The organism is Mesorhizobium sp. ES1-4, from assembly GCF_020164745.1.
Taxonomy (GTDB): domain Bacteria; phylum Pseudomonadota; class Alphaproteobacteria; order Rhizobiales; family Rhizobiaceae; genus Mesorhizobium.
The window spans coordinates 1-26,909 of the sequence record NZ_JAIUGV010000011.1 but is presented as its reverse complement, the minus strand read 5'-3'; the positions used below and the strand labels follow the sequence as shown (position 1 = coordinate 26,909).

General features: G+C 63.0%; 26 protein-coding genes. 5 read left to right on the top strand and 21 right to left on the bottom strand.

Annotated elements, in window-relative coordinates; all coding sequences use genetic code 11:
• Positions 1–129: 129 nt before the first annotated feature.
• The 5 genes from LB556_RS21105 to LB556_RS21085 form a co-directional block, all read right to left on the bottom strand.
• Entirely contained in the window at positions 130–2,271 is a 2,142-nt protein-coding gene (locus tag LB556_RS21105; RefSeq protein ID WP_224569670.1) for a sodium-translocating pyrophosphatase, read from the bottom strand.
• Between the two features lie 240 nt (positions 2,272–2,511).
• The gene (locus LB556_RS21100) at positions 2,512–3,261 is read right to left on the bottom strand and encodes an ABC transporter permease (RefSeq protein WP_224569669.1); all 750 of its coding nucleotides are present in this window, start codon (positions 3,259–3,261) and stop codon (positions 2,512–2,514) included.
• Positions 3,258–4,196, bottom strand: coding sequence for an ABC transporter ATP-binding protein (locus LB556_RS21095; protein ID WP_224569668.1), 939 nt, complete (start codon positions 4,194–4,196; stop codon positions 3,258–3,260). Before LB556_RS21095 ends, LB556_RS21100 begins: the two co-directional genes overlap by 4 nt.
• Positions 4,193–5,356 carry an ABC transporter permease gene (locus tag LB556_RS21090; RefSeq protein WP_224569667.1) on the bottom strand — a complete coding sequence of 388 codons (1,164 nt, stop codon included), beginning with the start codon at positions 5,354–5,356 and terminating at the stop codon, positions 4,193–4,195. The genes LB556_RS21095 and LB556_RS21090 overlap by 4 nt, the downstream gene beginning before the upstream one ends.
• Before the next feature lie 168 nt (positions 5,357–5,524).
• Positions 5,525–6,436 carry an ABC transporter substrate-binding protein gene (locus LB556_RS21085; protein ID WP_224569666.1) on the bottom strand — a complete coding sequence of 304 codons (912 nt, stop codon included), beginning with the start codon at positions 6,434–6,436 and terminating at the stop codon, positions 5,525–5,527.
• Positions 6,437–6,654: 218 nt separating this feature from the next.
• Here LB556_RS21085 and LB556_RS21080 point away from each other — a divergent pair, with 218 nt between their 5' ends.
• Positions 6,655–7,227 carry an NADPH-dependent FMN reductase gene (locus LB556_RS21080; RefSeq protein WP_224569865.1) on the top strand — a complete coding sequence of 191 codons (573 nt, stop codon included), beginning with the start codon at positions 6,655–6,657 and terminating at the stop codon, positions 7,225–7,227.
• 14 nt (positions 7,228–7,241) lie between these two features.
• Here the strand turns inward: LB556_RS21080 and LB556_RS21075 are convergent, their stop codons facing one another.
• The 11 genes from LB556_RS21075 to LB556_RS21025 all read right to left on the bottom strand — a co-directional run bounded on the left by LB556_RS21075 (position 7,242) and on the right by LB556_RS21025 (position 18,537).
• Positions 7,242–8,441, bottom strand: a complete 1,200-nt coding sequence (locus LB556_RS21075; protein ID WP_224569665.1) for an MFS transporter — start codon at positions 8,439–8,441, stop codon at positions 7,242–7,244.
• Positions 8,438–8,938 (bottom strand): transcription antitermination factor NusB, encoded by a 501-nt coding sequence (gene nusB / locus LB556_RS21070; RefSeq protein WP_224569664.1) that lies wholly within the window; start codon positions 8,936–8,938, stop codon positions 8,438–8,440. The genes LB556_RS21075 and nusB overlap by 4 nt, the downstream gene beginning before the upstream one ends.
• Positions 8,935–9,429, bottom strand: a complete 495-nt coding sequence (gene ribH / locus LB556_RS21065; protein ID WP_224569663.1) for a 6,7-dimethyl-8-ribityllumazine synthase — start codon at positions 9,427–9,429, stop codon at positions 8,935–8,937. The genes nusB and ribH overlap by 4 nt, the downstream gene beginning before the upstream one ends.
• A gap of 109 nt (positions 9,430–9,538) precedes the next feature.
• Positions 9,539–10,156 (bottom strand): riboflavin synthase, encoded by a 618-nt coding sequence (locus LB556_RS21060; protein ID WP_224569662.1) that lies wholly within the window; start codon positions 10,154–10,156, stop codon positions 9,539–9,541.
• Between the two features lie 6 nt (positions 10,157–10,162).
• The gene (gene ribD / locus LB556_RS21055; RefSeq protein ID WP_224569661.1) at positions 10,163–11,299 is read right to left on the bottom strand and encodes a bifunctional diaminohydroxyphosphoribosylaminopyrimidine deaminase/5-amino-6-(5-phosphoribosylamino)uracil reductase RibD; all 1,137 of its coding nucleotides are present in this window, start codon (positions 11,297–11,299) and stop codon (positions 10,163–10,165) included.
• Between the two features lie 2 nt (positions 11,300–11,301).
• Positions 11,302–11,781 (bottom strand): transcriptional regulator NrdR, encoded by a 480-nt coding sequence (nrdR, locus tag LB556_RS21050; protein WP_224569660.1) that lies wholly within the window; start codon positions 11,779–11,781, stop codon positions 11,302–11,304.
• 160 nt (positions 11,782–11,941) lie between these two features.
• The gene (locus LB556_RS21045; protein WP_411908602.1) at positions 11,942–12,520 is read right to left on the bottom strand and encodes a hypothetical protein; all 579 of its coding nucleotides are present in this window, start codon (positions 12,518–12,520) and stop codon (positions 11,942–11,944) included.
• Between the two features lie 98 nt (positions 12,521–12,618).
• Positions 12,619–13,932: a serine hydroxymethyltransferase gene (glyA, locus tag LB556_RS21040; protein ID WP_224569658.1), complete on the bottom strand. Its 1,314-nt coding sequence runs from the start codon at positions 13,930–13,932 to the stop codon at positions 12,619–12,621.
• Between the two features lie 178 nt (positions 13,933–14,110).
• The gene (locus tag LB556_RS21035) at positions 14,111–15,751 is read right to left on the bottom strand and encodes a Na+/H+ antiporter (protein ID WP_224569657.1); all 1,641 of its coding nucleotides are present in this window, start codon (positions 15,749–15,751) and stop codon (positions 14,111–14,113) included.
• A 324-nt stretch (positions 15,752–16,075) separates the two neighbouring features.
• A complete protein-coding gene (locus tag LB556_RS21030) occupies positions 16,076–17,329 on the bottom strand; it encodes a murein L,D-transpeptidase (RefSeq protein WP_224569656.1) in 1,254 nt (417 codons plus the stop codon).
• Between the two features lie 716 nt (positions 17,330–18,045).
• Positions 18,046–18,537, bottom strand: coding sequence for a DUF4142 domain-containing protein (locus LB556_RS21025; protein WP_224569655.1), 492 nt, complete (start codon positions 18,535–18,537; stop codon positions 18,046–18,048).
• A 212-nt stretch (positions 18,538–18,749) separates the two neighbouring features.
• On the opposite strand from LB556_RS21025, the gene LB556_RS21020 reads away from it, so the two are divergent.
• Entirely contained in the window at positions 18,750–19,007 is a 258-nt protein-coding gene (locus LB556_RS21020; protein ID WP_224569654.1) for a hypothetical protein, read from the top strand.
• A 193-nt stretch (positions 19,008–19,200) separates the two neighbouring features.
• On the opposite strand, the gene ldtR is transcribed toward LB556_RS21020, so the two are convergent.
• The 3 genes from ldtR to LB556_RS21005 all read right to left on the bottom strand — a co-directional run bounded on the left by ldtR (position 19,201) and on the right by LB556_RS21005 (position 21,414).
• The gene (ldtR, locus tag LB556_RS21015; RefSeq protein WP_013896002.1) at positions 19,201–19,716 is read right to left on the bottom strand and encodes a transcriptional regulator LdtR; all 516 of its coding nucleotides are present in this window, start codon (positions 19,714–19,716) and stop codon (positions 19,201–19,203) included.
• Between the two features lie 238 nt (positions 19,717–19,954).
• Positions 19,955–20,377 carry a DUF6163 family protein gene (locus LB556_RS21010; RefSeq protein WP_224569653.1) on the bottom strand — a complete coding sequence of 141 codons (423 nt, stop codon included), beginning with the start codon at positions 20,375–20,377 and terminating at the stop codon, positions 19,955–19,957.
• Complete coding sequence (locus LB556_RS21005) at positions 20,374–21,414, bottom strand: enoyl-CoA hydratase/isomerase family protein (RefSeq protein ID WP_224569652.1); 1,041 nt, start codon at positions 21,412–21,414, stop codon at positions 20,374–20,376. The genes LB556_RS21010 and LB556_RS21005 overlap by 4 nt, the downstream gene beginning before the upstream one ends.
• Before the next feature lie 184 nt (positions 21,415–21,598).
• Here LB556_RS21005 and LB556_RS21000 point away from each other — a divergent pair, with 184 nt between their 5' ends.
• The 3 genes from LB556_RS21000 to LB556_RS20990 all read left to right on the top strand — a co-directional run bounded on the left by LB556_RS21000 (position 21,599) and on the right by LB556_RS20990 (position 24,563).
• A complete protein-coding gene (locus tag LB556_RS21000) occupies positions 21,599–22,417 on the top strand; it encodes a DUF2066 domain-containing protein (protein ID WP_224569651.1) in 819 nt (272 codons plus the stop codon).
• Positions 22,418–22,544: 127 nt separating this feature from the next.
• On the top strand, positions 22,545–23,576 hold the full coding sequence (gene hemB / locus LB556_RS20995; RefSeq protein WP_224569650.1) for a porphobilinogen synthase: 1,032 nt from the start codon (positions 22,545–22,547) through the stop codon (positions 23,574–23,576).
• A 339-nt stretch (positions 23,577–23,915) separates the two neighbouring features.
• Entirely contained in the window at positions 23,916–24,563 is a 648-nt protein-coding gene (locus LB556_RS20990) for a dihydrofolate reductase family protein (RefSeq protein WP_224569649.1), read from the top strand.
• Between the two features lie 51 nt (positions 24,564–24,614).
• Here the strand turns inward: LB556_RS20990 and ppk2 are convergent, their stop codons facing one another.
• Together ppk2 and LB556_RS20980 are read right to left on the bottom strand one after the other, a co-directional pair.
• Positions 24,615–25,535: a polyphosphate kinase 2 gene (ppk2, locus tag LB556_RS20985; protein ID WP_224569648.1), complete on the bottom strand. Its 921-nt coding sequence runs from the start codon at positions 25,533–25,535 to the stop codon at positions 24,615–24,617.
• 172 nt (positions 25,536–25,707) lie between these two features.
• Positions 25,708–26,679 (bottom strand): glycosyl transferase family 90, encoded by a 972-nt coding sequence (locus LB556_RS20980; RefSeq protein WP_224569647.1) that lies wholly within the window; start codon positions 26,677–26,679, stop codon positions 25,708–25,710.
• Positions 26,680–26,909 lie beyond the last annotated feature (230 nt).

Sequence of the window (26,909 nt, the reverse complement as noted above, 5' to 3'; positions counted from 1 at the left end):
CGGGTTTTTGTTTGATCAAGCCCAAGCCGGCTTGCCATGGGATGGATCGCCGGGACCAAGCGGCCAGTCACCTGAAATGAAAACCCGCGGAAATCGCTCCCCGCGGGTTTGTTTTTCAACCGCTCTCGGTCAGCCGTGTGCGAGCACGGCCAGCAACAGGAGCGCCACGATGTTGGTAATCTTGATCGCCGGGTTGACCGCCGGACCGGCGGTGTCCTTGTAGGGATCGCCTACCGTATCGCCGGTCACCGAAGCCTTGTGTGCCTCGGAGCCCTTGAGGTGCTTGACGCCGTCCTTGTCGGTGAAACCGTCCTCGAACGACTTCTTGGCGTTGTCCCAGGCGCCACCGCCCGAAGTCATCGAGATGGCGACGAACAGGCCGTTAACGATGACGCCGAGCAATGAGGCGCCAAGCGCGGCGAAGGCGGACGCCTTCGAGCCCGAGATCAGCAGCACGCCGAAATAGACCACGAGCGGCGCCAGCACCGGCAGCAGCGAGGGGATGATCATTTCCCGGATTGCCGCCTTGGTCAGGAGATCGACCGCACGCGCATAGTTCGGCTTCGAGGTGCCGGCCATGATGCCCGGATCCTCGCGGAACTGCTTGCGCACTTCCTCGACGATGGCGCCTGCCGCGCGGCCGACCGCCGTCATGGCAATGCCGCCGAACAGGTACGGAATGAGGCCGCCGAAAATCAGGCCCGCAACGACGTAGGGATTGGACAGATCGAAGGAGATCTCGCCCATGCCCTGGAAGTAGGGATACTTGTCGCCATTGGCGGCAAAGAACTTCAGATCGTTCGAATAGGCCGCGAACAGCACCAGCGCGCCGAGGCCGGCCGAACCGATAGCATAGCCCTTCGTCACCGCCTTGGTGGTGTTGCCGACCGCGTCGAGCGCGTCGGTGGAGTGACGCACTTCCTTGGGCAGGCCCGCCATTTCGGCGATGCCGCCGGCATTGTCGGTGACCGGGCCGAAAGCGTCGAGCGCCACGATCATGCCGGCGAGGCCGAGCATGGTGGTGACGGCGATCGCCGTGCCGTAGAGGCCGCCGAGCTGGTAGGTGGCGATGATGCCGCCGACGATGACGATCGCCGGCAGCGCCGTCGATTCCAGCGAGACCGCGAGGCCCTGGATGACGTTGGTGCCGTGGCCGGTAACCGACGCCTGGGCGATCGAGTTGACCGGACGCTTGTTGGTGCCGGTGTAGTACTCGGTGATCACCACGATCAAACCGGTCACCAGCAGGCCGATGAGGCCGCAGATGAACAGGTTCTTGCCGGTGATGGCGATGCCGGCGACCGTGCCGACCTCGCCCCAGCCGAGCGTGGCCGAGGTGGCGACGCCGAGGCCAACGACCGACAGCAGGCCGGTAACGATCAGGCCCTTGTAGAGCGCGCCCATGATCGAGCCGTTGGCGCCGAGCTTGACGAAGAAAGTGCCGACGATCGAGGTCAGGATGCAGGCGCCGCAGATGGCGAGCGGGTAGAGCATCGCGGCACCAAGGATGGCGGTGCCGCCAAAGAAGATGGCGCCAAGCACCATGGTGGCGACAACCGTCACCGCATAGGTCTCGAACAGGTCGGCGGCCATGCCGGCGCAGTCGCCGACATTGTCGCCGACATTGTCGGCGATGGTGGCCGGGTTGCGCGGATCATCCTCCGGAATTCCGGCTTCGACCTTGCCGACCAGATCACCGCCGACATCGGCGCCCTTGGTGAAAATGCCGCCGCCGAGGCGGGCGAAGATCGAGATCAGCGAGGCGCCGAAGCCGAGCGAGACCAGCGAGTCGATGACGATCCGGTCGTTGGGCTGAAGGCCGAGGAAATGAGTGAGGATGAGGTAATAGATCGACACGCCAAGCAGGGCCAGGCCAGCAACCAGCATGCCGGTGATCGCGCCCGACTTGAAGGCGATATCGAGGCCGGCGGCAAGGCTGTTGGAAGCCGCTTGCGCGGTGCGTACATTTGCCCGCACCGAAACATGCATGCCGATGAAACCGGCGGCGCCCGACAGAACGGCACCGATCAGGAAGCCAATGGCGGCGGTTATCGACAGCAGCCACCAGGCGAGCAGGAGCACGACCACGCCGACGATGGCGATGGTGGTGTATTGGCGTGCCAGATACGCCTGCGCGCCTTCGCGAATGGCGGCGGAGATTTCCTGCATGCGTGCGTTGCCCTGATCGGCCGCCAGGACCGATCGTGTCGCCCATATGGCGTAAAGGACAGAAAGCAAGCCGCAGGCGATGACGGCGGAAATTATGGTCATTGCCGGGTTTTCCTCGATTGTTGGCCCAAAAGAACCCCTCCCTGGGCCGTTGAGACAAAGACGGAATCCCGTGCATGGAATCCCCCTCTTCGCATCGGTGTATGCGAAACAGGGCTGCGAACGTCAAGATATTGTTCGGTTCTTGCCCGGCTTTCGCCCAAAAGGTGAAGACGGGCGAGTGCGCGCCGTGATCGCCCGGCGGTTAGATCGATTGAAATCGATCCCGGCCTCGGGCACGAGTCAGTCCGCCTCTCTGCCCATGCGGCGGGCCGCGTAGCGCTCGACCGCGGACAGTCCGTCATAGATGAGCACCGCAAGCGCCGCGACGATCAGACCGCCCTGCAGGATGAAGGCGAGATTGTTCGACAGCAAGCCGGCGATGATCACCTCGCCGAGCGTCCTGGCGGCCACCGTCGAGCCGATGGTGGCGGTGGCCAACCCGATCACCACCGACAGCCTGATGCCGCCGAGGATGATCGGCGCGCTGAGCGGCAGTTCGACCTTGGTGAGCCTTTGCCAGCCGGTCATGCCGGCACCGCGCGCCGCTTCGACGACATTGGCCGGTAGCGTCGTCAGTCCGGTGAGCGCGTTCTCGAAGATCGGCAGCAGGCCGTAGAGGAACAGGGCGATCAGCGTCGGCTTCTCGCCGAAGCCGACCGCCGGCACGGCGAGTGCCAGCACCGCCACCGGCGGAAAGGTCTGGCCGATGTTGACCAGGCTGCGTGATAGCGGCAGGAATTCGGCGCCAGCAGGCCGGGTGACGAGGATGGCGAGCGCCACCGCAACGATGGTGGCCGCGACGGTCGCGATCAATACCGTTCGCAGATGCAGCAGCGTCAGCGTCAGCAGGCTGCCTTGGTTGTAGATCGCGGGAGCGTTGTTTTCGGTCAGCGGCTTCAGCAATGGCGCGAACCAACCCGGGCTGGTGATGAAGGCAACCAGCAACACCACCAGCGCAAGCCTGAGCAGCAGGGGCAGCCAGGCTTTCATGCCGGCCTCGCCGCCCGCTTGACCAGGCCATCCATGGTGACGCGGCCGAGCGGCTTGCCGTCGGCGCCCTCCACGGGCAACGCCGGCCTGCCGGACCAGAGAAGTTCCGCGAGCGCATCACGCTGGCTGGCGTCGCCGGGGATCGCCTCGCCATCGGCGGTGCCGTTCTCCACCGCGTCACGCACCCGGCCGAGCGACAACAGCCTGAATGGCCTCTCACTCGCGCCGACCAAGGTCTCGACGAAGCTGCTTGCCGGGCTTGCCAGGATCTCGGCGGGCTTGGCATATTGCACCAGCTTGCCGGCATCCATGACGGCGATCTTGTCGCCCATGTGCACGGCTTCCTCCATGTCATGGGTGACGAGGATGATGGTGGTGCCGAAGCGCTTCTGGATCGCCAGCAAATCCTCCTGCGCCTTGGTGCGGATGATCGGGTCGAGTGCGCCGAACGGCTCATCCATCAAAAGCACGTTAGGTTCGGCGGCAAGTGCGCGGGCAACGCCGACGCGCTGCTGCTGGCCGCCGGACAGTTCGTGCGGGTAGCGCGGCCCGAATTCCTGGGGGTCGAGCTGATAGAGCGTCATCAGTTCATCCACGCGGGCCTTGATGCGAGCCTTGTCCCAGCCAAGCAGCACCGGCACGGTGGCGATGTTCTGCGCCACGGTGCGATGCGGAAACAGGCCGTGGCCCTGGATTGCATAGCCGATGCTGCGGCGCAGTTCGTAACCGGGCACCGATCGATTGTCGGCGCCATCGAGCCTGATGATGCCTGATGTCGGCTCGACCAGCCGGTTGATCATGCGCAGCAGCGTCGTCTTGCCGGACCCCGAAGTGCCGACAATGACGGCGATGGTGCGCGGCTCAATGACCATTGAAACGTTGTCGACCACCGTCGTCGCGTCATAGCGCTTGGTGATGCCTTCGATCTCGATCATGCGGTCTCTACCCTGCGCTTGGTGGCGGTCATTTCGATCACCGCGTCGAGGATGATGGCCGCGGCGAAGGCGAGTGCCACGGTGGGCATTGCGCCGAGCAGCACCAGGTCCATCGCCGTCTGGCCGACGCCCTGGAACACGAACACGCCGAACCCGCCGCCGCCGATCAGCGCGGCGATGGTGGCAAGGCCGATATTCTGCACCAGGACAATGCGGATGCCGGTCAGGATCACCGGAAAGGCCAGCGGAAACTCGACACCGAACAGGCGCTGGCGGTCCGTCATGCCCATGCCCCGTGCCGCGTCGTTGGCGGCACGCGGCACGCCGGCAAGGCCGACAACGGTGTTGGCCACCACCGGCAGCAGCGAATAGAGGAACAGGGCGACGAAGGCGGGCGCCGTGCCGATGCCCCTTATACCGAGCGCGGCAGCCCCCGGCACATGGAGTGCGACCCAGCCGAGCGGCGCGATCAGCAGGCCGAATAGCGCGATCGAAGGAATGGTCTGGATGATGTTCAAGACGTTGAGGACGCCAGCCCGGAGGCTCTCGACGCGATGGCACAGGATGCCGAGCGGCAGGCCGACGATCACGGCGGCAAGCAACGAGCCGAGCGCCAGGGTCACGTGTTTGGAGCCCTCGGCCCAAAAGCTGTCGGCGCGGTTGTAATATTCCTTGAGGATCGAGAGACTGTCCCAGCGTCCCGAAATCAGCAGCAAGCCTATGGCCAGCGCAGCAACGACAAGCACGCCCATGCGCGCCCAGGGCGACAGGTCGAGCCTGGTCAGGACGTCGGCGAGCAAAAGCGTGAAGGCAAAAATGAGTATCCAGAAGCCGGAGGCCGGCGAGACGCGGGCAAAGGTATTGCCGGCCGGAGTAAGGAAGGTACCGGCGACGCCGATGAGCAGCGCGACCGCGACAAGCGTCACGACGCTGGCTGCGAGGCGCAAGACGAGCGGCGTCCTGAACAGGGCGACAAAGGTTGCCAGGACGAGGATCGCCAAAAGCAGCGGACCGGCCGTTTCCGGCAAGGCTTCAAGGATCGAGCGTGCCTGACCGGGAACGATGCGGTTGGCGCGGAAGGTGGCGAACGGCGCGAGAAACGCTCCGTAAGCGGCGAGCGCGGCGATCACCACACCGAGCTTGTCGAAGCGTATGGTCATGGCTGCCCCCGGTGAGGAGCGCTCCGGCAGAGAGAAGAGCTTTCGCCGACGATTGGCGAAAGCCAAGGCGAAGCGCAATCTCCCCCCTTGCGGGGCGCAAGGGGGGAGATTGGCAGCTTCGCCGACCGCACCTGTTCAACCTGCACTTGTGCCGAGATCTCTGGCCGACTATTTCAAAAACCCGTTCTTCTTCAAAAAGTCCTCGGCGACGCCCTTGACCGGCTCGCCGCCGACCTGCACGCGACCGTTCAGTTCCTGCAGCGTGACCAGATCGAGCTTGGCGAAGACCGGCTTCAGCAGCGTCTCGATTTCCGGGTGCTCCTTCAGCACGGATTCGCGGATGATCGGCGCCGGCTGGTAGACCGGCTGCACGCCCTTGTCGTCGTCGAGCACGACGAGGCCCGACGGTGCGATGCCGCCATCGGTGCCGTAGACCATGGCGGCGTTGGCACCGCTGGTCTGGTTGGCCGCCGCGGCGATGGTTGCTGCCGTATCGCCCCCCGAGAGCGTGATCAACTGATCCGGCTTCAGTGTGAAGCCATAGGTGGTCTGGAAGGCCGGCAGGGCTGCAGCCGAATTGACGAACTCGGCGGAGGCCGCCAGCACCACCTTGCCGCCGCCGGCGACATATTTGCCAAAGTCGGACAGTGTGGCGAGCTTGTTGGTTTCGGCGACTTCCTTGCGCAGCGCGATCGCCCAGGTGTTGTTGGCCGGCGCCGGCGACAGCCAGACGATCTTATTGGCGTCGTAGTCGAGCTTCTTGGCCGTCTCATAGGCCTTGGCGGCATCCTTCCACACCGGATCATCGGCCTTCTCGAAGAAGAAGGCGGCATTGCCGGTATATTCAGGATAGATGTCGATTTCACCGGCGGTGATCGCCTTGCGCACCACGGGCGTGCCGCCGAGTTGGATGCGATCGGTGGTCTTGATGTTGTTGGCGTTGAGAACGAGCTGGATAATGTTGCCGAGCACGCCGCCCTCGGTGTCGATCTTCGAGGACACGACGACCTGAGCGTTCGCGGAAGCGGCTGACAGGCCCAGCGCGACAACGGCGCCGACCAGGTGCTTGGTTGAAAACATTGTGAAAATCCCTTGCTGTGAACCGGAATGCGGCGGCCGCATATGAGCATGGCTTCAACGGCCAGTCGGGGCACACGGTTTCATAAGAAGGGGGATCAGCGCAATATTTTTGTTACCCACCCGCTGATTTCGGGGCGGCGGCAACAGCGGGCTGGCGATCGGCCACCATCCGGTGGATAATGCCTGAGGGTGCGGGTGGCAAACACGGAGAGCGTGTCATGGCCATACACAAGGTCGGTTATCTCATCGGCAGCCTTGCCCGGGAATCCATCAACCGCAAGCTCGCGAAGGCGCTTGTTCAACTTGCCCCGCCCGAGCTCGAAATGACGGAAATCGCCTTCAACGATTTGCCGCTCTACAGTTACGACTATGACTCCAATTTCCCCCCGGCCGCCCAGGCTTTCAAAAAGGCGATCGCCTCCGTCCAGGCCGTGCTGTTCGTCACGCCAGAGTATAACCGCTCGATCCCTGGCGGACTGAAGAATGCCATCGACTGGGCCAGCCGCCCCTACGGCAAAAATTCATTCGCGCGCAAACCGTCCGCCGTCATCGGAACATCGCCGGGCGCCATCGCGACCGCTATAGCCCAACAAAGTCTGCGCAGCGTTCTGAGTTTCTGCAACTCGCCGCAGATGAATGCCCCCGAAGCCTACATCCAGTTCACGCCGGGGCTGATCACGGACGACGGCGAGGTGACGGTTGAATCCACCGAGGACTTCCTGCGCAACTACATGGCTGAGTTCCATATGTTCATAGCGCGGGTGCTTCAGGTTCTGCCGCCGGACGCATGACTTTCAACCTGGCGTCAAGCCGACCGCAGCCTCGTTATCTTCAGCGCGCCGAGCGCCACGAAGCAAAGTGCTGCGACCGGAAAGATCATCCAGTTGAGCATGGTCCAGCCCCAGGCGTTGTAGACCATGCCCGACATCAGCGACGCGCAGGCGACGGAGCCGAACAGGACGAAGTCATGGAAGCCCTGCACCTTGCCCTTTTCTGAAGGCTGGTAGCTGCCCGCCACCATGGCGGTGGCACCGATGAAGGCGAAATTCCAGCCGAGGCCGAGCAGGATCAGCGCCGTCCAGAATTGCCACAGCGCCAGGCCCGACAGGGCAACGATGGCACAGCCGGTCAGCAACAGCAGGCCGGTGGCGACAATGCGCTCGGCGCCGAAGCGATGGATCAGCGAACCGGTGAAGAAGCTTGGCCCGAACATCGCCATGACATGCCAGGAGATGCCCAGCGTCGCATCGTCCTCGGACAGGCCACAGCCAACCATGGCAAGCGGCGCGCCGGTCATGACGAAACTCATCAGCGCGTAGCTGCCGACGGCGCAGAAGAGTGCCGCGACGAAACGCGGCTTGGTGACGATTTCGGAAAGGGGCCTGGCATCGCCGTCGGCAACATCCACCTTGCTGGCGGCCCTCGCCGGCAAACGCAGGAACGACAGGATGATGGCGCCGACCGCGGCCAGCGGCAGGATCGAGGCGAAAGAACCGGCAAACATGACAGGCGCGAAAAATTCGCGGGTGAAGATGACGATCTGAGGCCCGAGGATGGCGGTGACGATGCCACCGGCGAGCACGAAGGAGATGGCGCGCGCCTTGAACCCCGGCGGTGCGTTGTCGGCCGCGGCAAAACGGAACTGCTGGACGAAGGCGCCGCCGACGCCGATGAGGAGCAGCGCGAACGCGAACAGCCAGAAGCTGCCATGGAACAAAGCCAGGGTGGCGACCAGCCCGCCGAGCGCGGTGACGACGGTTCCGGTCATGAAGCCGCCGCGCTGGCCCAGCCTACGGACGATGGCCGCCGCCGGCAAGGCGCCGAGCGCCACGCCAAGATTGAAGCCGGTGATGGGCGCCGTCGCCAGGGACTTGTCGGCGCCGAGCAGGTATTGCCCGGCCAGCGCGCCCATGGAAATGGCGATGGGTGCCGCCGAACCGATGACCGCCTGCGAGGCGGCGAGGATCAGCGCGGTGCGCCGCGCCTCCCCGGCAATGGCCGTCATGAAGCGTCCTTGCCGCGGCCCTCGCCACGCACACGGCGTGACACACGGTCGAGCACGGCGTTGACCAGCTTCGGCTCGTCTTCCTCGTAGAAGGCCTTGGCGATGTCGACATATTCGGTGACGATGACGGCGACTGGCACATCCTCGCGCTTCATCAACTCATAGACGCCGGCACGCAGCATGGCGCGCAGCGTCGAATCGAGCCTGGACAGCGGCCAGTCATCCGTCAGCGCCTGGCGGATGATCGGATCGATGGTCTTCTGGTTTTCGACAACGCCTGTCAGGATGGCGCGAAACCACTGCGCGTCCGCTTCGCGATAGAGTGCACCGTCGACTTCCTTGCCGAGGCGGAACGCCTCATACTCGGCGGTAATCTCGAAGACGCCGCTGCCGGCCACATCCATCTGGTAGAGCGCCTGCACGGCGGCGAGCCGAGCAGCACCGCGCTTGTTGGCCTGGCGCGCCGGGGGCTGTCCGGGCGAAGCGGGTTCGCTCACGATCGCGCTCCCAGTTGTTCCTTGAGCGCGATCATGGTCAGCGCCGCACGCGCGGCAAAGCCGCCCTTGTCGCCTTCCGAGCGCTTGGCCCGCGTCCACGCCTGTGCATCGTTCTCGGTGGTCAGGATGCCGTTGCCGATGCAGACCGAGTCCTGCACGGTCAGGTCCATGAGCGCGCGGCTGGATTCATTGGCGACGATGTCGAAATGATAGGTGTCGCCGCGGATGATGCTGCCGAGCGCAACGAAGCCGTCGTAATGCGTGCCGCCTTCCGCCGCGCCGTCCAGCGCGAAGGTGATCACCGCAGGGATCTCGAGCGAACCTGGAACGGTGACGACGTCATAAGTCGCGCCCGCTTCATCGAGCGCGCTTGTCGCGCCGTCGAGCAACGCGTCGGCGAGGCCATCGTGAAAGCGCGCTTCGATAATGAGCAGATGCGCCTTTGTCTTCGGACGAATGAAGGCTTTGCCGTGTTGGGATGTACCAGCCATAAAAGTCTCCGGGGGGTTGCCGGTGACTTAGGCCGAAGCAGGGGTGATCGCAAGCGGAAGATTGCTGGGAGGGGTGTGAGACACCATGACCGGCCGGTCATGCAAATTTTCAAAGCCCCTCTTTCGCCGCCTCCGCCAAGCGCGCGGCGTAGCGGGCCATGGTGTCGATCTCAAGATTGACGCGGTCGCCGGCCTTGCGCTCGCCCCAGGTAGTGACGGTCAGCGAATGGTGGATCAACAGCACGTCGAAGCGGGTGCCCTGGACCCTGTTGACGGTGAGCGAGGTGCCGTCGAGCGCGACCGAGCCCTTTGGCGCGATGAATTTCGCCAGATCGCGCGGCGCTTCCAGCGTGAAGCGCACCGCATCGCCTTCATCCCTGCGCTCGACGATCTCGGCGGTGCCGTCGACATGGCCCGAAACGATATGGCCGCCGAGCTCGTCGCCGATCTTCAGCGCGCGCTCCAGATTGATCCTGGTGCCGGTTTTCCAGCCCGCCGCCGTCGTCAGCCTGAGCGCCTCCTCCCAGGCCTCGACCTCGAACCAGCGCGCGTTCGCCCCGCCGTCAGGCAAAGCGGTGACCGTCAGGCAGACGCCGCCGCAGGAGATGGAGGCGCCAATAGCGATGGTCTCTGGATCATAGGCGGTGTCGATGCGCAGTCCCAACCCTTCCCGCAGTTGGCGGACGGCGGCCACGGTGCCGATATCGGTGACAATCCCGGTAAACATCGATCGCTATCCCTGCAAATCCCTGATCCATTCGGCGTAGCCGTCTTCGCCGAACCGCATTTCGCGCAGCTTGCGAAACCCTGCCGGGATATGGTCAGAGTCGACGGGCGATGCAATGCCGTCACCGCCGATCGCTTCCGGCCCCTGGAACAGCACGATGCGGTCGACCAGCCCGTCGGCCAGGAAGGCGCTCGCCACCTTGGCACCGCCCTCGACCAGCACGCTTGCCATGCCGAGCGCCGCCAGATCCTCAAGCAGTTCGGGCAACGCCACGCCGCCATCGTGCGTCTCGGTGCCGATAAAGCGCACGCCGGCGCGCTCAAGCGCCGCCCGGCGCTGCGGATCGGCCTCCAGGCAAGCCGCGACATATAGCGGTACGCGATCGACGCCCGACACCAGCTTCGAGCCTTCCGGCAGCCTGATCTGGCGGTCGAGCACGATGCGTGCGGGCGAACGGTTCTCCAGTCCGGGCAAACGCACCGTCAGCGCCGGATCATCTTCCAGCGCCGTGCCGATGCCGACCAGAACGGCGTCCGCCTCGGCGCGCATCAGGTAAACTTCGCGGCGCGCCACGTCGCCTGTTATCGCAACCTGGCCCGCGCCTTCCCTGCCGATCTTGCCGTCACTGGAAAGCGCAAGCTTCAGAATCACTTCCGGGCGCTTTCTCAGAGAGCGAATCAAATAGCCCGCCATCTGTTCGGCGGCTTCGGTGGTCAGTACCTTTTCCACCACTTCGACACCGGCGTCGCGTAGGATGGCATAACCCTTGCCGGAGACCCGCGGGTCGGGGTCGCTGGCCGCACCCACGACGCGCGCGATGCCGGCGTTGACCAGCGCGTTGGCGCAAGGCGGCGTGCGGCCATGATGGGCGCAAGGCTCGAGCGTGACATAGGCGGTGGCGCCGCGCGCGAGACCGGCGGCCTCCGCCAGCGCCTCGGTCTCGGCGTGCGGCCGGCCACCAATCGCGGTGACGCCGGTGCCGACGATCATCGGGCCTGCGCCGTCGTCACGCACGATGATCGTGCCGACGGATGGATTGGTCGCGGTGCGACCGGCGTGCTTGCGCGAGAGCCGCAAGGCCGCCGCCATGAAACGGCCGTCAAGGGCCGCTTGTCCGGCCTCACTGTGTTGCGGTGCTGCCATGCTCAGCCGGCGTCCTCTTCGCTCTTTTCCTCGTCCCCCTTCAACTCTCCAAGCAGTTCGTGGAAATCCTTGGCCTCACGGAAATTGCGATAGACCGAGGCGAAGCGCACATAGGCGACGTCGTCGAGCGACTTCAGCGCGTCCATGACCAGCCGGCCGACATCACCGGAAGCCACTTCCGTTTCGCCGGAACTTTCGAGCTGGCGAACGATGCCGGTCACCGCGCGGTCAATGCGTTCGGGGTCGACATTGCGCTTGCGCAAGGCGATCTCGACCGAGCGCAGCAGCTTGTCGCGGTCGAACGGCACTTTTCGTCCCGACTTCTTGACCACGACCAGGTCGCGCAACTGCACGCGCTCGAAGGTGGTGAAGCGGCCGCCGCAATCGGGACAGACGCGCCGCCTGCGGATTGCCGCGCCGTCCTCGGCGGGGCGCGAATCCTTCACCTGCGTATCTTCGGACTGGCAATAGGGACAGCGCATGGAGAGCCTTGGGTTCGCGAATCTGGTGAGGTAAAAGGCTTAGAGCCTTTCCGATATGGATTGAAGCAGTTCCGGTTCTTCGACGGGCCTGCCGTGCCTCAGAGATAGCGAGGCGCGAGGGAGATTGCCAGCGCGGCAAGCCGTTGCTCAAGCCAGGCCATCAAGGTGCAACGTCCTTGGTTGGGAAGCCGCAAGCTGCGCCGAGGTTGCGATAGGCCTTCGTGAAACCGTCCATCGGAATGCTGGCTATAGTCTGCTTGCCGAACGTGACATCGAGCGAGATGACTTTTCGCATGGCCCGCAGCAGCGCGAGACTTGTCTTGGCCTGGTTGTCGATCGTCCAGCTGGGGCGGCCATTCACGGCATCGTTGGCGTAAACCGTCGCGGAAACCTTGACGCCGGGATCGCCGAAAACAGCCGCGATCTTCTTGTCGGTCGGCAGGGTCCGGTTGTCGATGGTGATCAAGACGGTCGGATAGGCATCGGGTGGCAGCGCATCGCCGGTCGAGATCGACAATGTCAACGTGCCCGAATTGCCACCCGCGTCGAAGAAGGCCGTGGAAGCGGCGCAGGTCTTGTGCGCATCCTGGCCGGTGTCGAGCGTATCGACCATGGTTGTCCAGCGGCCGAACGTGCTGGTGGCCGGCATGTCGGGAGCGGGCTGCGTCTGCGCCAAAACAGGCCCGCAAACGGTCAGCCAGCCGAAGGCGGCGAGCCAGGCAAGACAAAAATTGCGCATCATCATTTCTCCAGTTCATGCGTCACCCGATTAGGGGTGACGCACCGCCGGTGGATAAAAGATGACGCTTTGCGTCTGGTCAACCGAGATAGGGATGGTCAACCGAGATATGGATAGAGCGGGAAGCGGTCGGTCAGCGCCACGACCTTGGCCTTGACCGCAGCCTCGACCGCGGCATTGCCTTCGTCGGAATTGGCGACCTTGAGCCCGTCCAGCACCTCGGCGATCAGCTTGCCGATCTCACGGAATTCGGCCTGGCCGAAGCCGCGCGTCGTGCCGGCGGGTGTACCGAGCCGCACGCCCGAAGTGACGAAGGGCTTTTCCGGGTCGAAGGGGATGCCGTTCTTGTTGCAGGTGATGTTGGCGCGGCCAAGCGCCGCCTCGGCGCGCTTGCCGGTGGCGTTCTTGGGCCTGAGGTCGACCAGCATCAGGTGGTTGTCGGTGCCGCCGGAAACGATGTCGAGGCCGGTTTCCTTGAGGCTGGAAGCGAGCGCCTTGGCGTTGGCGGCGACGCTTTCGGCATAGACCTTGAAGCTAGGCTTCAGCGCCTCGCCGAAGGCCACCGCCTTGGCAGCGATGACATGCATCAGCGGGCCGCCCTGAAGGCCGGGGAACACCGCCGAATTCATCTTCTTGGCGATATCCTCGTCATTGCACACGATCATGCCGCCGCGAGGGCCGCGCAGCGATTTGTGCGTGGTGGTCGTCACCACATGGGCGTGCGGCAGGGGCGAGGGATGCACACCGCCTGCGACGAGGCCTGCGATGTGCGCCATGTCGACCATCAGATAGGCACCGACCGCATCGGCGATCTCGCGAAAACGCTTCCAGTCCCAGATGCGCGAATAGGCGGTGCCGCCGGCCAGGATCAGCTTCGGCTTGGTCTCGTGCGCGGTCTTCTCGATGGCGTCCATGTCGAGCAGATGGTCGTCCTTGCGCACGCCATAGGAGACAACCTTGAACCACTTGCCGCTCATGTTGACCGGCGAGCCATGGGTGAGATGGCCACCTGAATTGAGATCGAGGCCCATGAAGGTGTCGCCGGGCTGCAGCAGAGCCAGGAACACCGCCTGGTTCATCTGGCTGCCGGAATTCGGCTGGACGTTGGCGAAGTTGCAGCCGAAGAGTTTTTTGGCACGCTCGATTGCCAGTTCCTCGGCCACGTCGACGAACTGGCAGCCGCCATAGTAGCGCTTGCCCGGATAGCCCTCGGCATATTTGTTGGTCATGATCGACCCCTGCGCCTCAAGCACGGCGCGCGAGACGATGTTTTCAGAGGCGATCAGTTCGATCTCGTGGCGCTGGCGACCGAGTTCGTTGCGGATGGCGCCGAAAATCTCCGGATCGGCATCTTCCAAAGTGGTTTCGAAGAAGGATTCGAATTTGTTGGACGCCGCCGCTGCTGTTGCCATGGCCTGAGTTCCCCTAGGGTTGGAAGGGCAAATTCGTGCATGCCGTCGTCCCAAACCACTGAACGTTCTGGGCGACATGCTTTGCGTTTGCCGGGCCATTAACACAGTTGTTTGGGGCTCGCCACGTTTGCGGCGCGAAATTTGCTGGCCGGTTTGCGGCAAAGGCTCGGGCGGACCGCTATTTCCTCTCCCGCCGCTGGTTCAGCAAGGCTTCGGTCAAGGTGATTTCGGAAAGCAGGGCGCGCAGCGTGTGATCGTTGATCTCCCCGCCGCGGAACATGTCGCGTAGCGCGGCGCGCTCGGCTTCGATGCCCGCCGCCCTGAGTTCCAGCTCCAGCCTGCCGGCCTCGCGAGCCTCGGCCCGGGCGTCGTCGGCTTCGTCCGAGGCTGCGATGCGTCTACGGTAACCTGCCACGATGCTGTCCGCGACAACCAGCCGGGCGTCGACCGCGTCGCCCTCGCCTGTTTCGTTGACGATGCTCTCGATCCTGGCGATCGCCGCATTGGCGGCGCCGACACGCGCCCGGCGCTCCTCCGCAGCCGCGGGATCCTCGCCTGGCTCGACCAGCCCCCGCGCTATCCCGGGCAAGGCAAGGCTGGCAATGAGGAGCGAGCAGATGATGACGCCGGCGGCAAGGAAGATCACCACATCGCGTGCCGGAAAAGGCGAACCGTCCTGCAAAACCAGCGGCAGGGACAGGATGCCCGCCAGTGTGATGGCGCCACGCACGCCAGCCACCGATCCGGCGAGCCGGATGCGAAATCCGAACGGTTCAGCCTCGCGCTTGCTGAGACGCGCTGCGACCGCCTGGCCAATGTCGCCGACCCAGATCCACAGGAAGCGCAGCCCGATCAGGCAGAGCGTCAGGATCACCACCGTCGCCACCGGCTCGATCAGCCAATGCCGGCTGGACAATTCCGGTGGGACGTTGCGGATGATGTCGGGAAGCTGCAGGCCCAGCAGAATGAACAGAGCCCCATTGAAGACGAAAGTGAGCGTCGCCCAAAGCGACAGGGTCTGCATGCGCGCCGACACGCCGAGGAAGCGGACTATACCGGTAGTTCCGGTCAACAGACCGGCGGTGACCGCCGCCAGGACACCCGAGGCCCCGAAGTGCTCGGCGCCGAGATAGGCGACGAAGGGCAGCAGGATCGTGATGAGCACCTGCGCCTCGGCCGGCACGCCGCCAATGCGGTTGAGCAGTTGCAGCGCCTTGGCGGCGATGAACAGGGCCGCGACACCGGCCAGCATGCCAGCGGCGACGGCGTAGAGGAAGCTGAGCGAGGCTCCAGTGAGCGAGAAGCTGCCGGTCAATGCCGCCGCCACCGCGAAGCGGAACATGACCAGGCCTGACGCGTCGTTGAGCAGCGACTCGCCCTCCAGTATGTGCATCAGCCGGGCCGGAACCACATTCCTGTCGACGATCGAGGACACCGCCACGGCGTCGGTCGGCGACAGCACGGCGGCCAACGCGAAAGCGACGACGAGCGGAATGCTGGGCACCAGCCAGTGCAAGGCATAGCCGAATCCGACAATGGTGAAGAAGACGAGCCCGATGGCAAGATCGAGTATGGGTCCGCGCAAGGCGACGAGTTCGCGTTTGGGCGCCGCGAAGGCGTCCCCGAACAAAAGCGGTGGGATGAACACCAGCAGGAAAAGTTCCGGATCGATCTTGAGATGCAGGCCGCTGGCTGGCCAGGCCAAGGCCGCGCCGATGGCGATCTGCAGCACCGGCAGCGGCACGCGAACCAGCCGGACGAGCGCGCCGGACAGCGCCACGAAGACCAGCACGACGAGAATGAAGATGGCGACGACCATGGCACGATTCCGGCTGCTTCGCCGACCATGCGCAATCGCCGGAGCTTCGTCCAGCCGGTCCAAGGGAGTGGAGAATGGCGGCAGCCCTGGCTCAATCCGCAGCGGCCGGCACACGGCCTCAGCGCACGGCTGCCTGGGAGCACCGGGTGAACGGTGTTGCACGCCCCGAGGGCTAGCATGGAATACAAGAGTTGATGTCGATAATGCCAGGCGCAAGCCCGGCGCCGACAACCGCACGCAAGCGGTGAGAACCGCCGCTGATCTCATGCACCCGTGACGAAAAGGCCGCCTCGAAGGCGGCTTTTCCGCAGGAATATCAGATCGTTAGAGCGAAGACGTCATCTGCAGTTCGCTGGCGCCGTCGAGGGCATACACGTCGTCGCGGAACTGGACGACGCCGGGTCCTGTCGACCAGGCCGAGAGATAGAGGAAATGCACCGGCACCGGGTTGGTGACCTGGATCGGCGTGTTCTGGCCGGTCTTGATGGCCGCCTCGAAATGCTGGCGATCCCAGCCGGGCGTGTCGCGCAGGATCCAGGTGACGAGATCGCGCACGTTCTGGACGCGCACGCAGCCCGAGGAATCGAAGCGCATCATCTTGCCGAACAGGCTCTGCTGCGGCGTGTCGTGCATATAGACGCCATCTGGGCTCGGGAAATTGATCTTGACCGACGCCATGGCGTTTTCCGACCCGGGATCCTGACGGAAACGGTACTTGGCGGCATCGTCCGTCGACCAGTCCACGTTCATCGGATCGACTTCGCTGCCATCGGGCGCGAACAGGCGGATATGGCTGTTCTTAAGGTAATCGGGGTCCTTCCGCATCAGCGGAATGATGTCCTTGCGCACGATCGAGACCGGTGCGTTCCAGTACGGATTGACGATGATCTCGTTGATCTTGGAATTGACGATCGGCGTCTGGCGATCGATCTTGCCGACGATCGCGGTGTGGCGAAGCACGACACGGTCGTTCTCGACCGCCTCGACCTGCGCCGCCGGAATGTCGACCAGCACATAGCGGCTGCCGAGCGTGCCGGCCTTCTCTTTCAGACGCTGCAGATTGGTCTGCAACTGGCCGAGCCGGATTTGCGCCGACACGTTCATCGCGGCATAGGTGTATTTGCCCATCGAGCCGTCCGCCGGCAGGCCATGGCGCAGCTGGAAGCGCTTGACCGCCGAGTCGACATAGGAATCGAAGGCCGTCGAAATGCCGGCGCTCTGCGACAGGTCGCCTGCAATCATCAGACGCTTGCGCAGCGGCACCACGTCCGGATCGTCGACACCCAGTTGAAGCTTCTTGGTCGCGGGAACGTCTGTCCAGCCGCCCTGCCCGACAATGTTCTGATATTGGGCGACCGCCTGCTCGGTGAAGGCGACCGTCTGCAGGCTGAAGATCGGCAGTGTCGAGGCCACCTTGCCGCGTTCGCTGGTGCGGGCATCGAACTGGTCGTCCCAATTGCCCCGGGCCGAGGATTTCAGGATATCCCCGATCACATCCTGCGCATTCGCACGACCGGCCATCGCGGCGGCGACGAGTGCGGAGGCTCCGGAAAGGAAAAAGCGGCGGCTGGTTCTCATGGACGTTCCAGACATTCTTGTAGCATTCAATCAAGGGGCGATCTTGCCCGCACTCTAAAGTTGGCAATCTTAACAATCAGCCAACCATGTCCGCATCGGCCACAAACGCGCGAGCACCATACGGTTTCGGATGAACGCACGGCCTTCACCGCAGCATCACCGGCATCCTCGGTTCCATTGGAATATGGCGGCAACGTGGCCTTGAGCCCAAAACGGCCTAGGCCGCGCTCCGAAACGAAAGGGACCGGTGCTTTTCGGTACCGGCGCCGACTGGAGGTCCTTTCGGCCGCCGTGGCGCGGGCCAGAACTGGCGGCGATTGAAAGCGTCATGCATGCGGCCGCGTGCGCAGGATACCTTAGCCGCTACTGATGAGCCCACATCCTGCCGAGAACCTTGTCCCGCAAAACGTAGTGGTGAACGAGCGCGATGGCGTGTCCCGCCGCCAATATCACGATCGCCCATCCGACATAGTTGTGTAGCTCTTCAAGAGTGTGGGCGAAGTCTCGATTCCGCGCCATCAGGGCAGGAATCGTGAATAGCCCGAAGAACGTAAACTCCTCTCCCTGGGCCCACCGCAACAAGAACCCAACACGCTCTCTGCGCAAGCAATATGTACAAGACGATGTGCATCAGCCGGGAGAGCCAATGAAACCAGAGAGTGGCCGGTCGTAGTATTCCAGCTCGATCGTCCGACTTTCGACGCTGGATTGGCTCGTCATGGTTTTGCCAGCGCCTGGGCCATTTTCAGGTGCTTCTCAAGTGTCGGTAAGGTCTTACTGGCGAGCTTGGCGACCTTGCCGCTGCCGGTCTTCACCTCGTCCTGGAACTCGGCGATGTCCTTCTGGTGGTCGGACACCATGTAGGTGGCAAACTCCTGATCGAAAGCCGTCCCCGAAAGACCGTTCAGCTTCTTCGTCTCGGCGGTTGCCTCGTCGGTGAGGTCGCTCGTGTCAGACACACCCAGCTTCTTGCCAACCGAGAGAGCCTGTTTCTTAGCCTTTGCATGATCCTTCGCCAACGTTCGGCCGAACTTCTTGATGCCACTACTATCACCCTTTTGCGTCGCAAGCGTCCCGAGGGCGATCTCGGAATTGTCGCCTTTGATGGCGTCGGTCAGAAAATCCGAATCGCTTTTTGCGAGTGCTTGGCTGCTGACAAGGACGCCGGCTGCGAATGCTGCGGCGGTGACGATGCGCTGAACGGACATGACGGAGCCTTTCTGAACATAAGAGCTGACCCGAACCGATGGTCGCGCGCCTTGTTCCACCAACCGCCCAAAAAAGCCCATCATAGTCTCAGGACCATTTTCCGCATCATCGAAAGAACGGGCAGTCTGACGGTATGGCGGCGCCTCATGGCCCCACAGGAGCCGTCTAGGCTCCTTGCGCATTGAGTAGCGGATCAACGGAGGGTAGCTCAATGTCCATCATCGACAGCATTACCGGCATCTTCTCTTCGAAGGAGAAACCAGCGAAGAAAAGGGCCGCTCCAAAAGCAGCGCCCAAGAAGGCCGCTCCGAAAGAGGCTACGGCTGCGAAGCCGGCCGCTGCCAAGAGGACACCTGCCAGGAAGACCGGCGCAACGCCTGCGATGGCTGCCCACTCCAAGGATTCAGCTTCCAAGGCCAAGTCGGGGCAACCCAGAGCCGCTTCAAAGAAGAAAGTGGCAGCGCATTAAGCTAAGAAGAACTCCGCTTTCGGCACCGAAAAACCGCTGCGGGCGGCTATCCCACCCGACGCTGCCGCCCCTCAAGGGCGGTAGCTGTGGGTACTGGGCGCAACCATGCGCCGGTAGGCATTTTACTGCCCCGCTATCCTTCTGCATGCCCAAACTGCCTCGCTATAAGCCGGTAAGGCCAGCTACTTAGCCCTTACATCCGGTAGGCGATGGTGTCGTTCCAGAAGCGGTCGAGCCGCTGCAGGGCGCGGTTCATCTGCTTGAACTCGTCGGTGTTGATGCCGCCGACCTGTTCGATCGAGCCGACATGACGCTCATAAAGACCGGCGACCACATCAGCCACTTCATTGCCCTTCGGCGTCAGCGAGACGCGGACCGAGCGGCGGTCGATGCGCGAGCGCTGGTGGTTGATGAAGCCGAGATCGACCAGCTTCTTCAGGTTGTAGGAGACGTTCGAGCCGAGATAGTAGCCACGCGAGCGCAGTTCGCCGGCGGTCAGCTCAGAATTGCCGATGTTGAAGAGCAGCAGCGCCTGGATGGCATTGATGTCGGAACGGCCGTTGCGGTCGAATTCGTCCTTGATCACATCAAGCAGGCGGCGGTGCAGACGCTCGACCAGCTGCAGCGATTCCATGTACAGGGAACGGATAGCCTCGCGGCGATCGTCGGAAACGTTGGCGGTCTTCGCCGCCGGACGCGAATTGATCATTGTCTTTGCCTCTCGTTTGTCGCCCTGGTGATTTTTTGTTTTTCACCTTGATCGCGACACTATCGAATACTCATAAAATTCGACTTAAACGCTAGGGCTAACAAGAGCTTACCGGTAAGAGGTTTCGGAAGAGGCTTAACGAACGGTCACCCGAGCAAGGATGATTAACCTAAAGATTTAGGCAACCGTCGCGGGGCCGGATTCAGGCGGCTGCCAAGTCGTCAACGCGCACAAGGGCTTAGTGCCGTGCCGGTCGTTTCTGCAGGTGGATGACGACGCGAAAGACGATGTAGAGCAGTGCCACACAGGCATGCGACACGATGATTAGCAGACGATGGCCGAAAAGCTCGGGGAAACCGGCATACATGACGGTCTCGGTGACCGCGCACATGAACCAGATCACCGGGCCCCAGGACGCCAGCATCCACAGCCCCGCGGCGGCGAAGGGAAAGAACACGGCGAGCATCACCGCCGCCACCTGCCAATGCACCGGCATAAGGTCGAAGCGCCACAGCGAGCCCGGATAGAATCCGATCAGCTTGATCCAGTACAGGATGCCGAACAGCAGGCAGTAGCCCGCGATGAGGCGCTGGAACCAGGCGAAGATCACCTCGACGGTCGAGGGCTGAAGAATGACGCGTCTCGAAGTCACCTCGCTCACAGCTCAAGCTCCCGATCGCCGAGCGGTGCGAAATAGGCCGCTACGTCCGCCTCCGCGACCGCATCGATCTGCGCCGGCCGCCAGCGCGGCTTCGAGCCCTTCTCGATGATGGCGGCGCGGATGCCTTCATAGAAATCGTGGCCCGCCAGCATGCGGTTCAGGATGCGGAACTCCATCCTCATGCAGTCGTCCATCGACAATGTCAGCCCGGCACTCATCTGCCGCCAGGCGACGCGAAGGCTGGTCGGCGAGCGCATGCGGACCGTCGCCAGCGTCCTGGCCGCGAATTCGTCCTTGCCCGCCCGATCCAGGCTGTTGATGAGGTCCGGCAGCGACGGTTGGGCGAAATGACGGGAGATCGCCTCCAGGATCGGCCCGTCGGTCTCCCGCTTCGCCGGAACAAAAAGACCGCGCAGCACCGCTTCCGGATCGCCTGTCAGCGCCAGCCGATCGAGGAAGCTTGCCTGGTCATCGGCCTTGATGGTGTGGGTGGCCAGCCCCGACCACAGCGCGTCGCCATGGCGGATGCGGTTGCCGGTCAGCGCCAGATACATGCCGAAGGAACCGCCAAGGCCGGGCAACAGATGACTGGCGCCGACATCAGGGAAAAAGCCGATGCCGACCTCCGGCATGGCGAACTGGGCATTCTCGGTCATCACCCGGTGCGAACCGTGGAAGGAAATGCCGACGCCGCCGCCCATGACGATGCCGTCGATGAGCGCCACATAGGGTTTCTTGAAACGCGCGATGTAGGCGTTGAGCCGGTACTCGTCGGCGAAGAACTCGACCGGCGGTTTTCCAGCCCGGCCTGCCTCGTAGATGTGCAGGATATCGCCACCGGCCGAAAACGCCCTACCCTCGGCCTTGACGACGACGACGGCCACGCTATCGTCGCGCTCCCAGGAACGCAGGGCTTTGTCCAGCGCCTTGACCATGCGATGGGTGACGGCATTGAGCGCCCGCGGCCGCGTCAGCGTGACGACGCCGGCCCTGCCCAACCTTTCGAAGCGAATTTCGTCGCCTCCACCAAAATCCATCGCCAGAGAATCCCTTCCCCGCGCCTGCGGGACTGAAGTGCTAAAGGCGGCGCATGGGTGCGTCAATGGCAACAGCCTGTCGGCCACGGTCTTGGCGGCAAGCGTTGGCGGATGCTACCAGGATCGCCGTTGCAAGCGACGTGCCTACACTGCGGCGCGGAGGCGGCTTTGAGGAGGCTCGGCCATGTCCAGATTTCTTCGTATCGCGCTTTTGACCGTCGGACTTATGATCGCCTGCCTCGCGTCGCGCGCATTCGCAGCCACGACCGAAAAGCTCTACCAGGCGCGGACCATCGTCACAGGCCAGGGCGAAGTGAACCGCCAGATAGGCTTCAAGGACTGCCTGGACCGGGTCTTGGTCAGGGTTTCAGGCGATCGGCGATTGCTGAAGAAACCAGAAATGGCGGAACTGCGCGACAAGGCCGGCAGCTTCGTCGACTCCTTCCGCTATCATGACCGGCTTGAGGGCATTCCGATCCATGACGAGCAAGGCACGCATGACCGACCGCATGATCTCACCTGCCTCTACAAGCCCGATGTAATCGACAAGGTGCTGGCGTCGCTTGGCAGCCGGCCCTGGCTTGGCGAGCGGCCGACACTCACCGTCTTCCTCACGGCCGAACAGGGCGCTCGCCATTTCGCGCTGAGCGCCGAGGAAGAGCGTGGCAAGACGATGCGTGAATCCTTCGTCAATGCCGCTGGTCCAACCTTGATGCATGTCGTCTTTCCGACGGCCGCGCAGCTTGGTGACCTGGACGACGAAGCGCTGCGCGTGGCCGACATGGCAAGGCTGGACCGGTTGGCCAGACAGGCCGGTGGCGCCAGAGCACTCGCCGGCAGCATCATATGGAGCGACAAGGAGCTAGGCTGGATCGCCGATTGGCGACTGGGCGATCATGGCAAGACCTATCGTTGGCAGGTGCGTGGCGTCAGCTTCGACGAGGCGTTCCGTGTGGCCATCGGCGGCGTGGCACAGATTCTTTCCGGCAATGGGGAACCCTGAGCGGACCGCGCGGCTGCTTTTCCCGCCCATCGGCACTTTCTGCCGGCGAAGAAAAGCTGGCACAAACGTGTCGCATTGGTCAGCACCAAGGGCTCGTGATAAAAGCCGCCGATCCGGAGTTTTGGCCATGAACAGATTCACCCCTGCAAAACCTGCCGGCGCGCGCAGCGTCGACGACGTCACCGGCAGCCGCCGCCTGCGCCGCATGCGCAAGGCCGACTGGTCGCGCCGGCTCGTGCGGGAGAACAGGCTTTCGGTCGACGACCTGATCTGGCCGATCTTCGTCGTCGAGGGCAAAGATGTGCGCGAACCGATTGCCGCAATGCCGGGGGTCTTTCGCCTGTCGGTCGACCTTGCCGTCAAGGAGGCCGAACGCGCGGCTAAACTCGGCATCCCGGCTCTCGCCACCTTTCCCAATGTCGATCTCGGCCTGCGCGACCAGAGCGGCTCGCATATCCTCGACCCCGACAATGTCATCAACCGCGCCACCCGCGCCATAAAGAAGGCGGTGCCCGAGATCGGCATCATCACCGACGCCGCTCTCGATCCGTTCACCAGCCATGGCCATGACGGCATCCTGCGCGAGGGCATCATCGTCAACGACGAGACCGTGGAGCAGGTCGCGGCGGCGGCCGTCATCCAGGCTGCCGCGGGCGCCGACATCATTGCGCCGTCAGACATGATGGACGGCCGTATCGGTGCCATCCGCGACGCGCTCGATGCCAACGGTTTCCAGGACGTGGCGATCATGTCCTACGCCACCAAATTCGCCTCGGCCTTCTACGGCCCCTATCGCGAGGCGGTCGGCACCGCCGGGCTGCTCAAGGGTGACAAGAAGACCTATTATATCGACCACGCCAATTCGGACGAGGCGGTGCGCGAGGCCGAACAGGACATCGCCGAGGGCGCCGACATGCTGATGGTCAAGCCCGGCCTGCCCTATCTCGACATCATCCGTCGGCTGAAGGACGAATTCCAGATGCCGACGTTCGCCTACCAGGTGTCGGGCGAATATTCGATGATCAAGGCGGCTGATGCCAACGGCTGGATCGACGGCGAGAAGGCGATGCTGGAGAGCTTGCTTGCCTTCAAGCGCGCCGGCTGCGACGGCGTGCTTACCTATTTCGCGCCTGAGGTGGCGGAGATGCTGAGGGGGTAGTCCGACTTCGCCGGCAGGCCTTCGACAGATGTCACCACTCTTTCGACCGGTCGGCGGTTCCTTCGCATTCCGGTGACACAAAGCGGCTGCTGCGGTTATCGTAGCCGCAAGGCCGAAGGCGGCCGGCAGTCCGTACCTCGACGCAGGTATGGCGAATGCCTCCAGAGACGGCCGTCGACATGGCGGCCCCCTGTCCAACTCCCGGTAATACGATCCGGATATCGTCTTGCGGCAATATCTGGCAGGAGCCGTCGTCTTCCCTGGAAATCCCGGTTGTCTTTCGCAATCTGCTTGCTAAAATAAACTGCTTGCGAAATAAGATCATCTAAGGACAATCCCGTGTCCAAATTGCGCATCAACGCATTCACGCTGTCGCTCGACGGCTACGGTGCCGGTCCCGATCAGGATTTGCAAAATCCGCTCGGTGTCGGCGGACAATCCTTGCACAAGTGGGTATTCGGCACCCGCACCTTCCGCAAGATGGTGCTCGGACAGGATGGCGGCACCACCGATACCAACGAGACATTCGCGGCGCGCAGCTTCGAGAATATCGGCGCCTGGATCCTCGGCCGCAACATGTTCGCGCCGACCCGCGGCAAATGGCTCGACGACAGCTGGAAAGGCTGGTGGGGCGACAACCCGCCCTATCATGTGCCGGTTTTCGTGCTGACCCACCACGAGCGGGCGCCGATCATCATGGAAGGCGGCACCACCTTTTATTTTGTGACCGGCGGCATCCATTCGGCGCTCGAACAGGCGAGAGCAGCGGCTAACGGCAAGGACGTGCGGGTCGGCGGCGGTGTCGCTACGATCCGGCAATACCTGGAGGAGAGGCTGATCGACGAGATGCATCTGGCGATCTCGCCGGTGCTGCTTGGCACGGGCGAGAGCCTTTTTGCTGGTCTCGACATGCCGAAGCTTGGCTATCAGTGCACGGAGCAGGTGGCAACGGAACTTGCGACGCACGTGATGATCGAGCGAGCGTAGCCCAGTCATTCGCGCCCCCTTCTCCCGCAACCGGGAGAAAGGGGAAATCGCTCAATATTTCTCCGGCACGTAAAGCTCGCGCGGCAGAACCTGGCGCTCGTATTCCGGATTGAAGACACGCTCGGGCAGCGTGATCTCCTCGTGCGGCACATCTTCATACGGCATCTGCTTCAAAAGATGATCGATGCAGTTCAGCCGCGCCCGCTTCTTGTCGTTGCCCTCGACGATGAACCACGGTGCTTCCGGGATGTTGGTACGGGCGAAGGTCTCCTCCTTGGCCTTGGTATACTGCTCCCAGCGCACCCGCGACTGCAGGTCCATCGGCGACAGCTTCCACTGTTTCATCGGGTCGTGGATGCGCATCAGGAAGCGCATCTGCTGCTCCTCGTCGGTGATCGAGAACCAGTATTTGACCAAGGTGATGCCGGAGCGCACCAGCATGCGCTCGAACTCCGGCACGTCATGGAAAAACTCCTCGACCTGCTCGGAGTTGGCAAAACCCATCACCCGCTCGACGCCGGAGCGGTTGTACCAGGAGCGGTCGAGCAACACGATCTCGCCGCCTGCCGGCAGATGCGGGACATAGCGCTGGAAATACCATTGCGACTTTTCGCGTTCGGTCGGCGCCGGGAGCGCCACGACGCGGCAGATACGCGGATTGAGCCGCTGGGTGATGCGCTTGATGACTCCGCCCTTGCCGGCGGAATCGCGGCCCTCGAAAATCACCACCAGCTTCTTTTTGTGGTAGGCAACCCAAGATTGCAGCTTGATCAATTCGGACTGGAGGCTGATCAGGTCGCGAAAATACTGCATGCGATCGATCGAAGGCGGATGCGAGTTCTTGTAGATCTTGGCGATCTCCATCGACAGCGCGGGTTCCGACAATTCGAGCTCATAGTCCTCGTCGAGCGTGTCGGCGAGCTCGGCTTCAAGCCAGTCCTTGGCAGGCGAATTCTGTTTTAGCTCGGTCATGTCAGCTGCTCCGCTTGCAGGCCCTGTCGGTTACCATTGGCGCCCCAACTGCCGGCCAGCGGCCTTGGAATGGAAACACCTGAGCCGACTTCAATATAGACCAGCAGTGACGGTTTTATTGCAGCCCAAGCGCGATCGCCGACACCGCGGCTGGCCGAAGCCTGCGTAGCATCTAACCCTCGATGAACCGCCAGAGCTCGGGATCAGGTTCGATCTGGCCGCCAAGCACGAAATACTTGTAGAGCACGAGCAGGGAGATTGCCTGCTCGTCCTGTTCGTTGGAGAACTTGCGGCAATAGGCATTGGCTGCGGCGACGATGCGCTCCGCCGCGGCCGGATGGGCTTCGAAATAGCGCACTTTTTCACCGAGATCGGCGAAATCCGGATCGAGCGGCGCATAGTGGACACCGGCTTCGAGCTGACTCTCGCCAAACCATGTTTCGTAGGTCGGCGGCGGCATCAGGCAGAGCGAGTTGGAATTCATGATCCATTTGAGGTTGGTCGCCACGTCATTGCCCTCGAGCGAGACGATGTAGCGATAGCGCAGGTGCTGGCTGATGCTGAGGAATGGCTTGCTGTACAAAGCCGGTGCATTGCGCTTGTGCGAACCGACGTCGCAGAACGGCAAGCCGCGCGCGGCATCCAGGAACCGTGTCCTGATCGGATTGTTGAGGTCGCCGCGCCAGACCACGACCGGGCGTTTGTCGGCGAAGGCGACGCTATCGACGGGCATGTGGAAGTGGCGGAACTTGTTGAACTTCATGACGATAGCATTGCCGTTACCGGCGCGGATCGGCCGATCCTTGACGAGCGTCGGCACTTTGGGCACGCCGATAACGTCGCCGAACTCAAGGTCGATGAGCAATGACGGATCGAAATAGCGGGCGAATTCCTTGAGGTCGTAATAGTACATGCTCGGTTCAAAAGGCATCTTGTCGATGCGCACTGCATCCGGGCTTGGCGTGAACGCGTGCCGCAGCTTGTTGTAGTGGTTCAGCCGTCGGCGCACGGCTTCATCCGAAAGCCTGGCCTGTTCCAGGCGGCCCGCCAACCGTTGCCGGAAGATCGCCTGGGGTGCGATATCGCGGATGACGTTTCGCGCATAATAGAAGACCTTTGCCGTCGTGCGTTTTAGGGTGGCCATGGTTCTTTTGATCAGAGATAAACGCGGTTGGACAAATGACAGCCAGGACGGTTCCCGCGACGCAATCGCGTACTGTTGAGCCATCTATTCCGGCAGTGCTCGTACGCGCGGCCGCCGGTTGCGATAAGGCGCACAGGGCGGCATGGAAGGCAACTAAAGCGTGTCGCGATTAATTGGCCTCATATCCGGCAGCTTTGAAGAAGTTTCTGCATTCGGCTGGCTCGAACAAA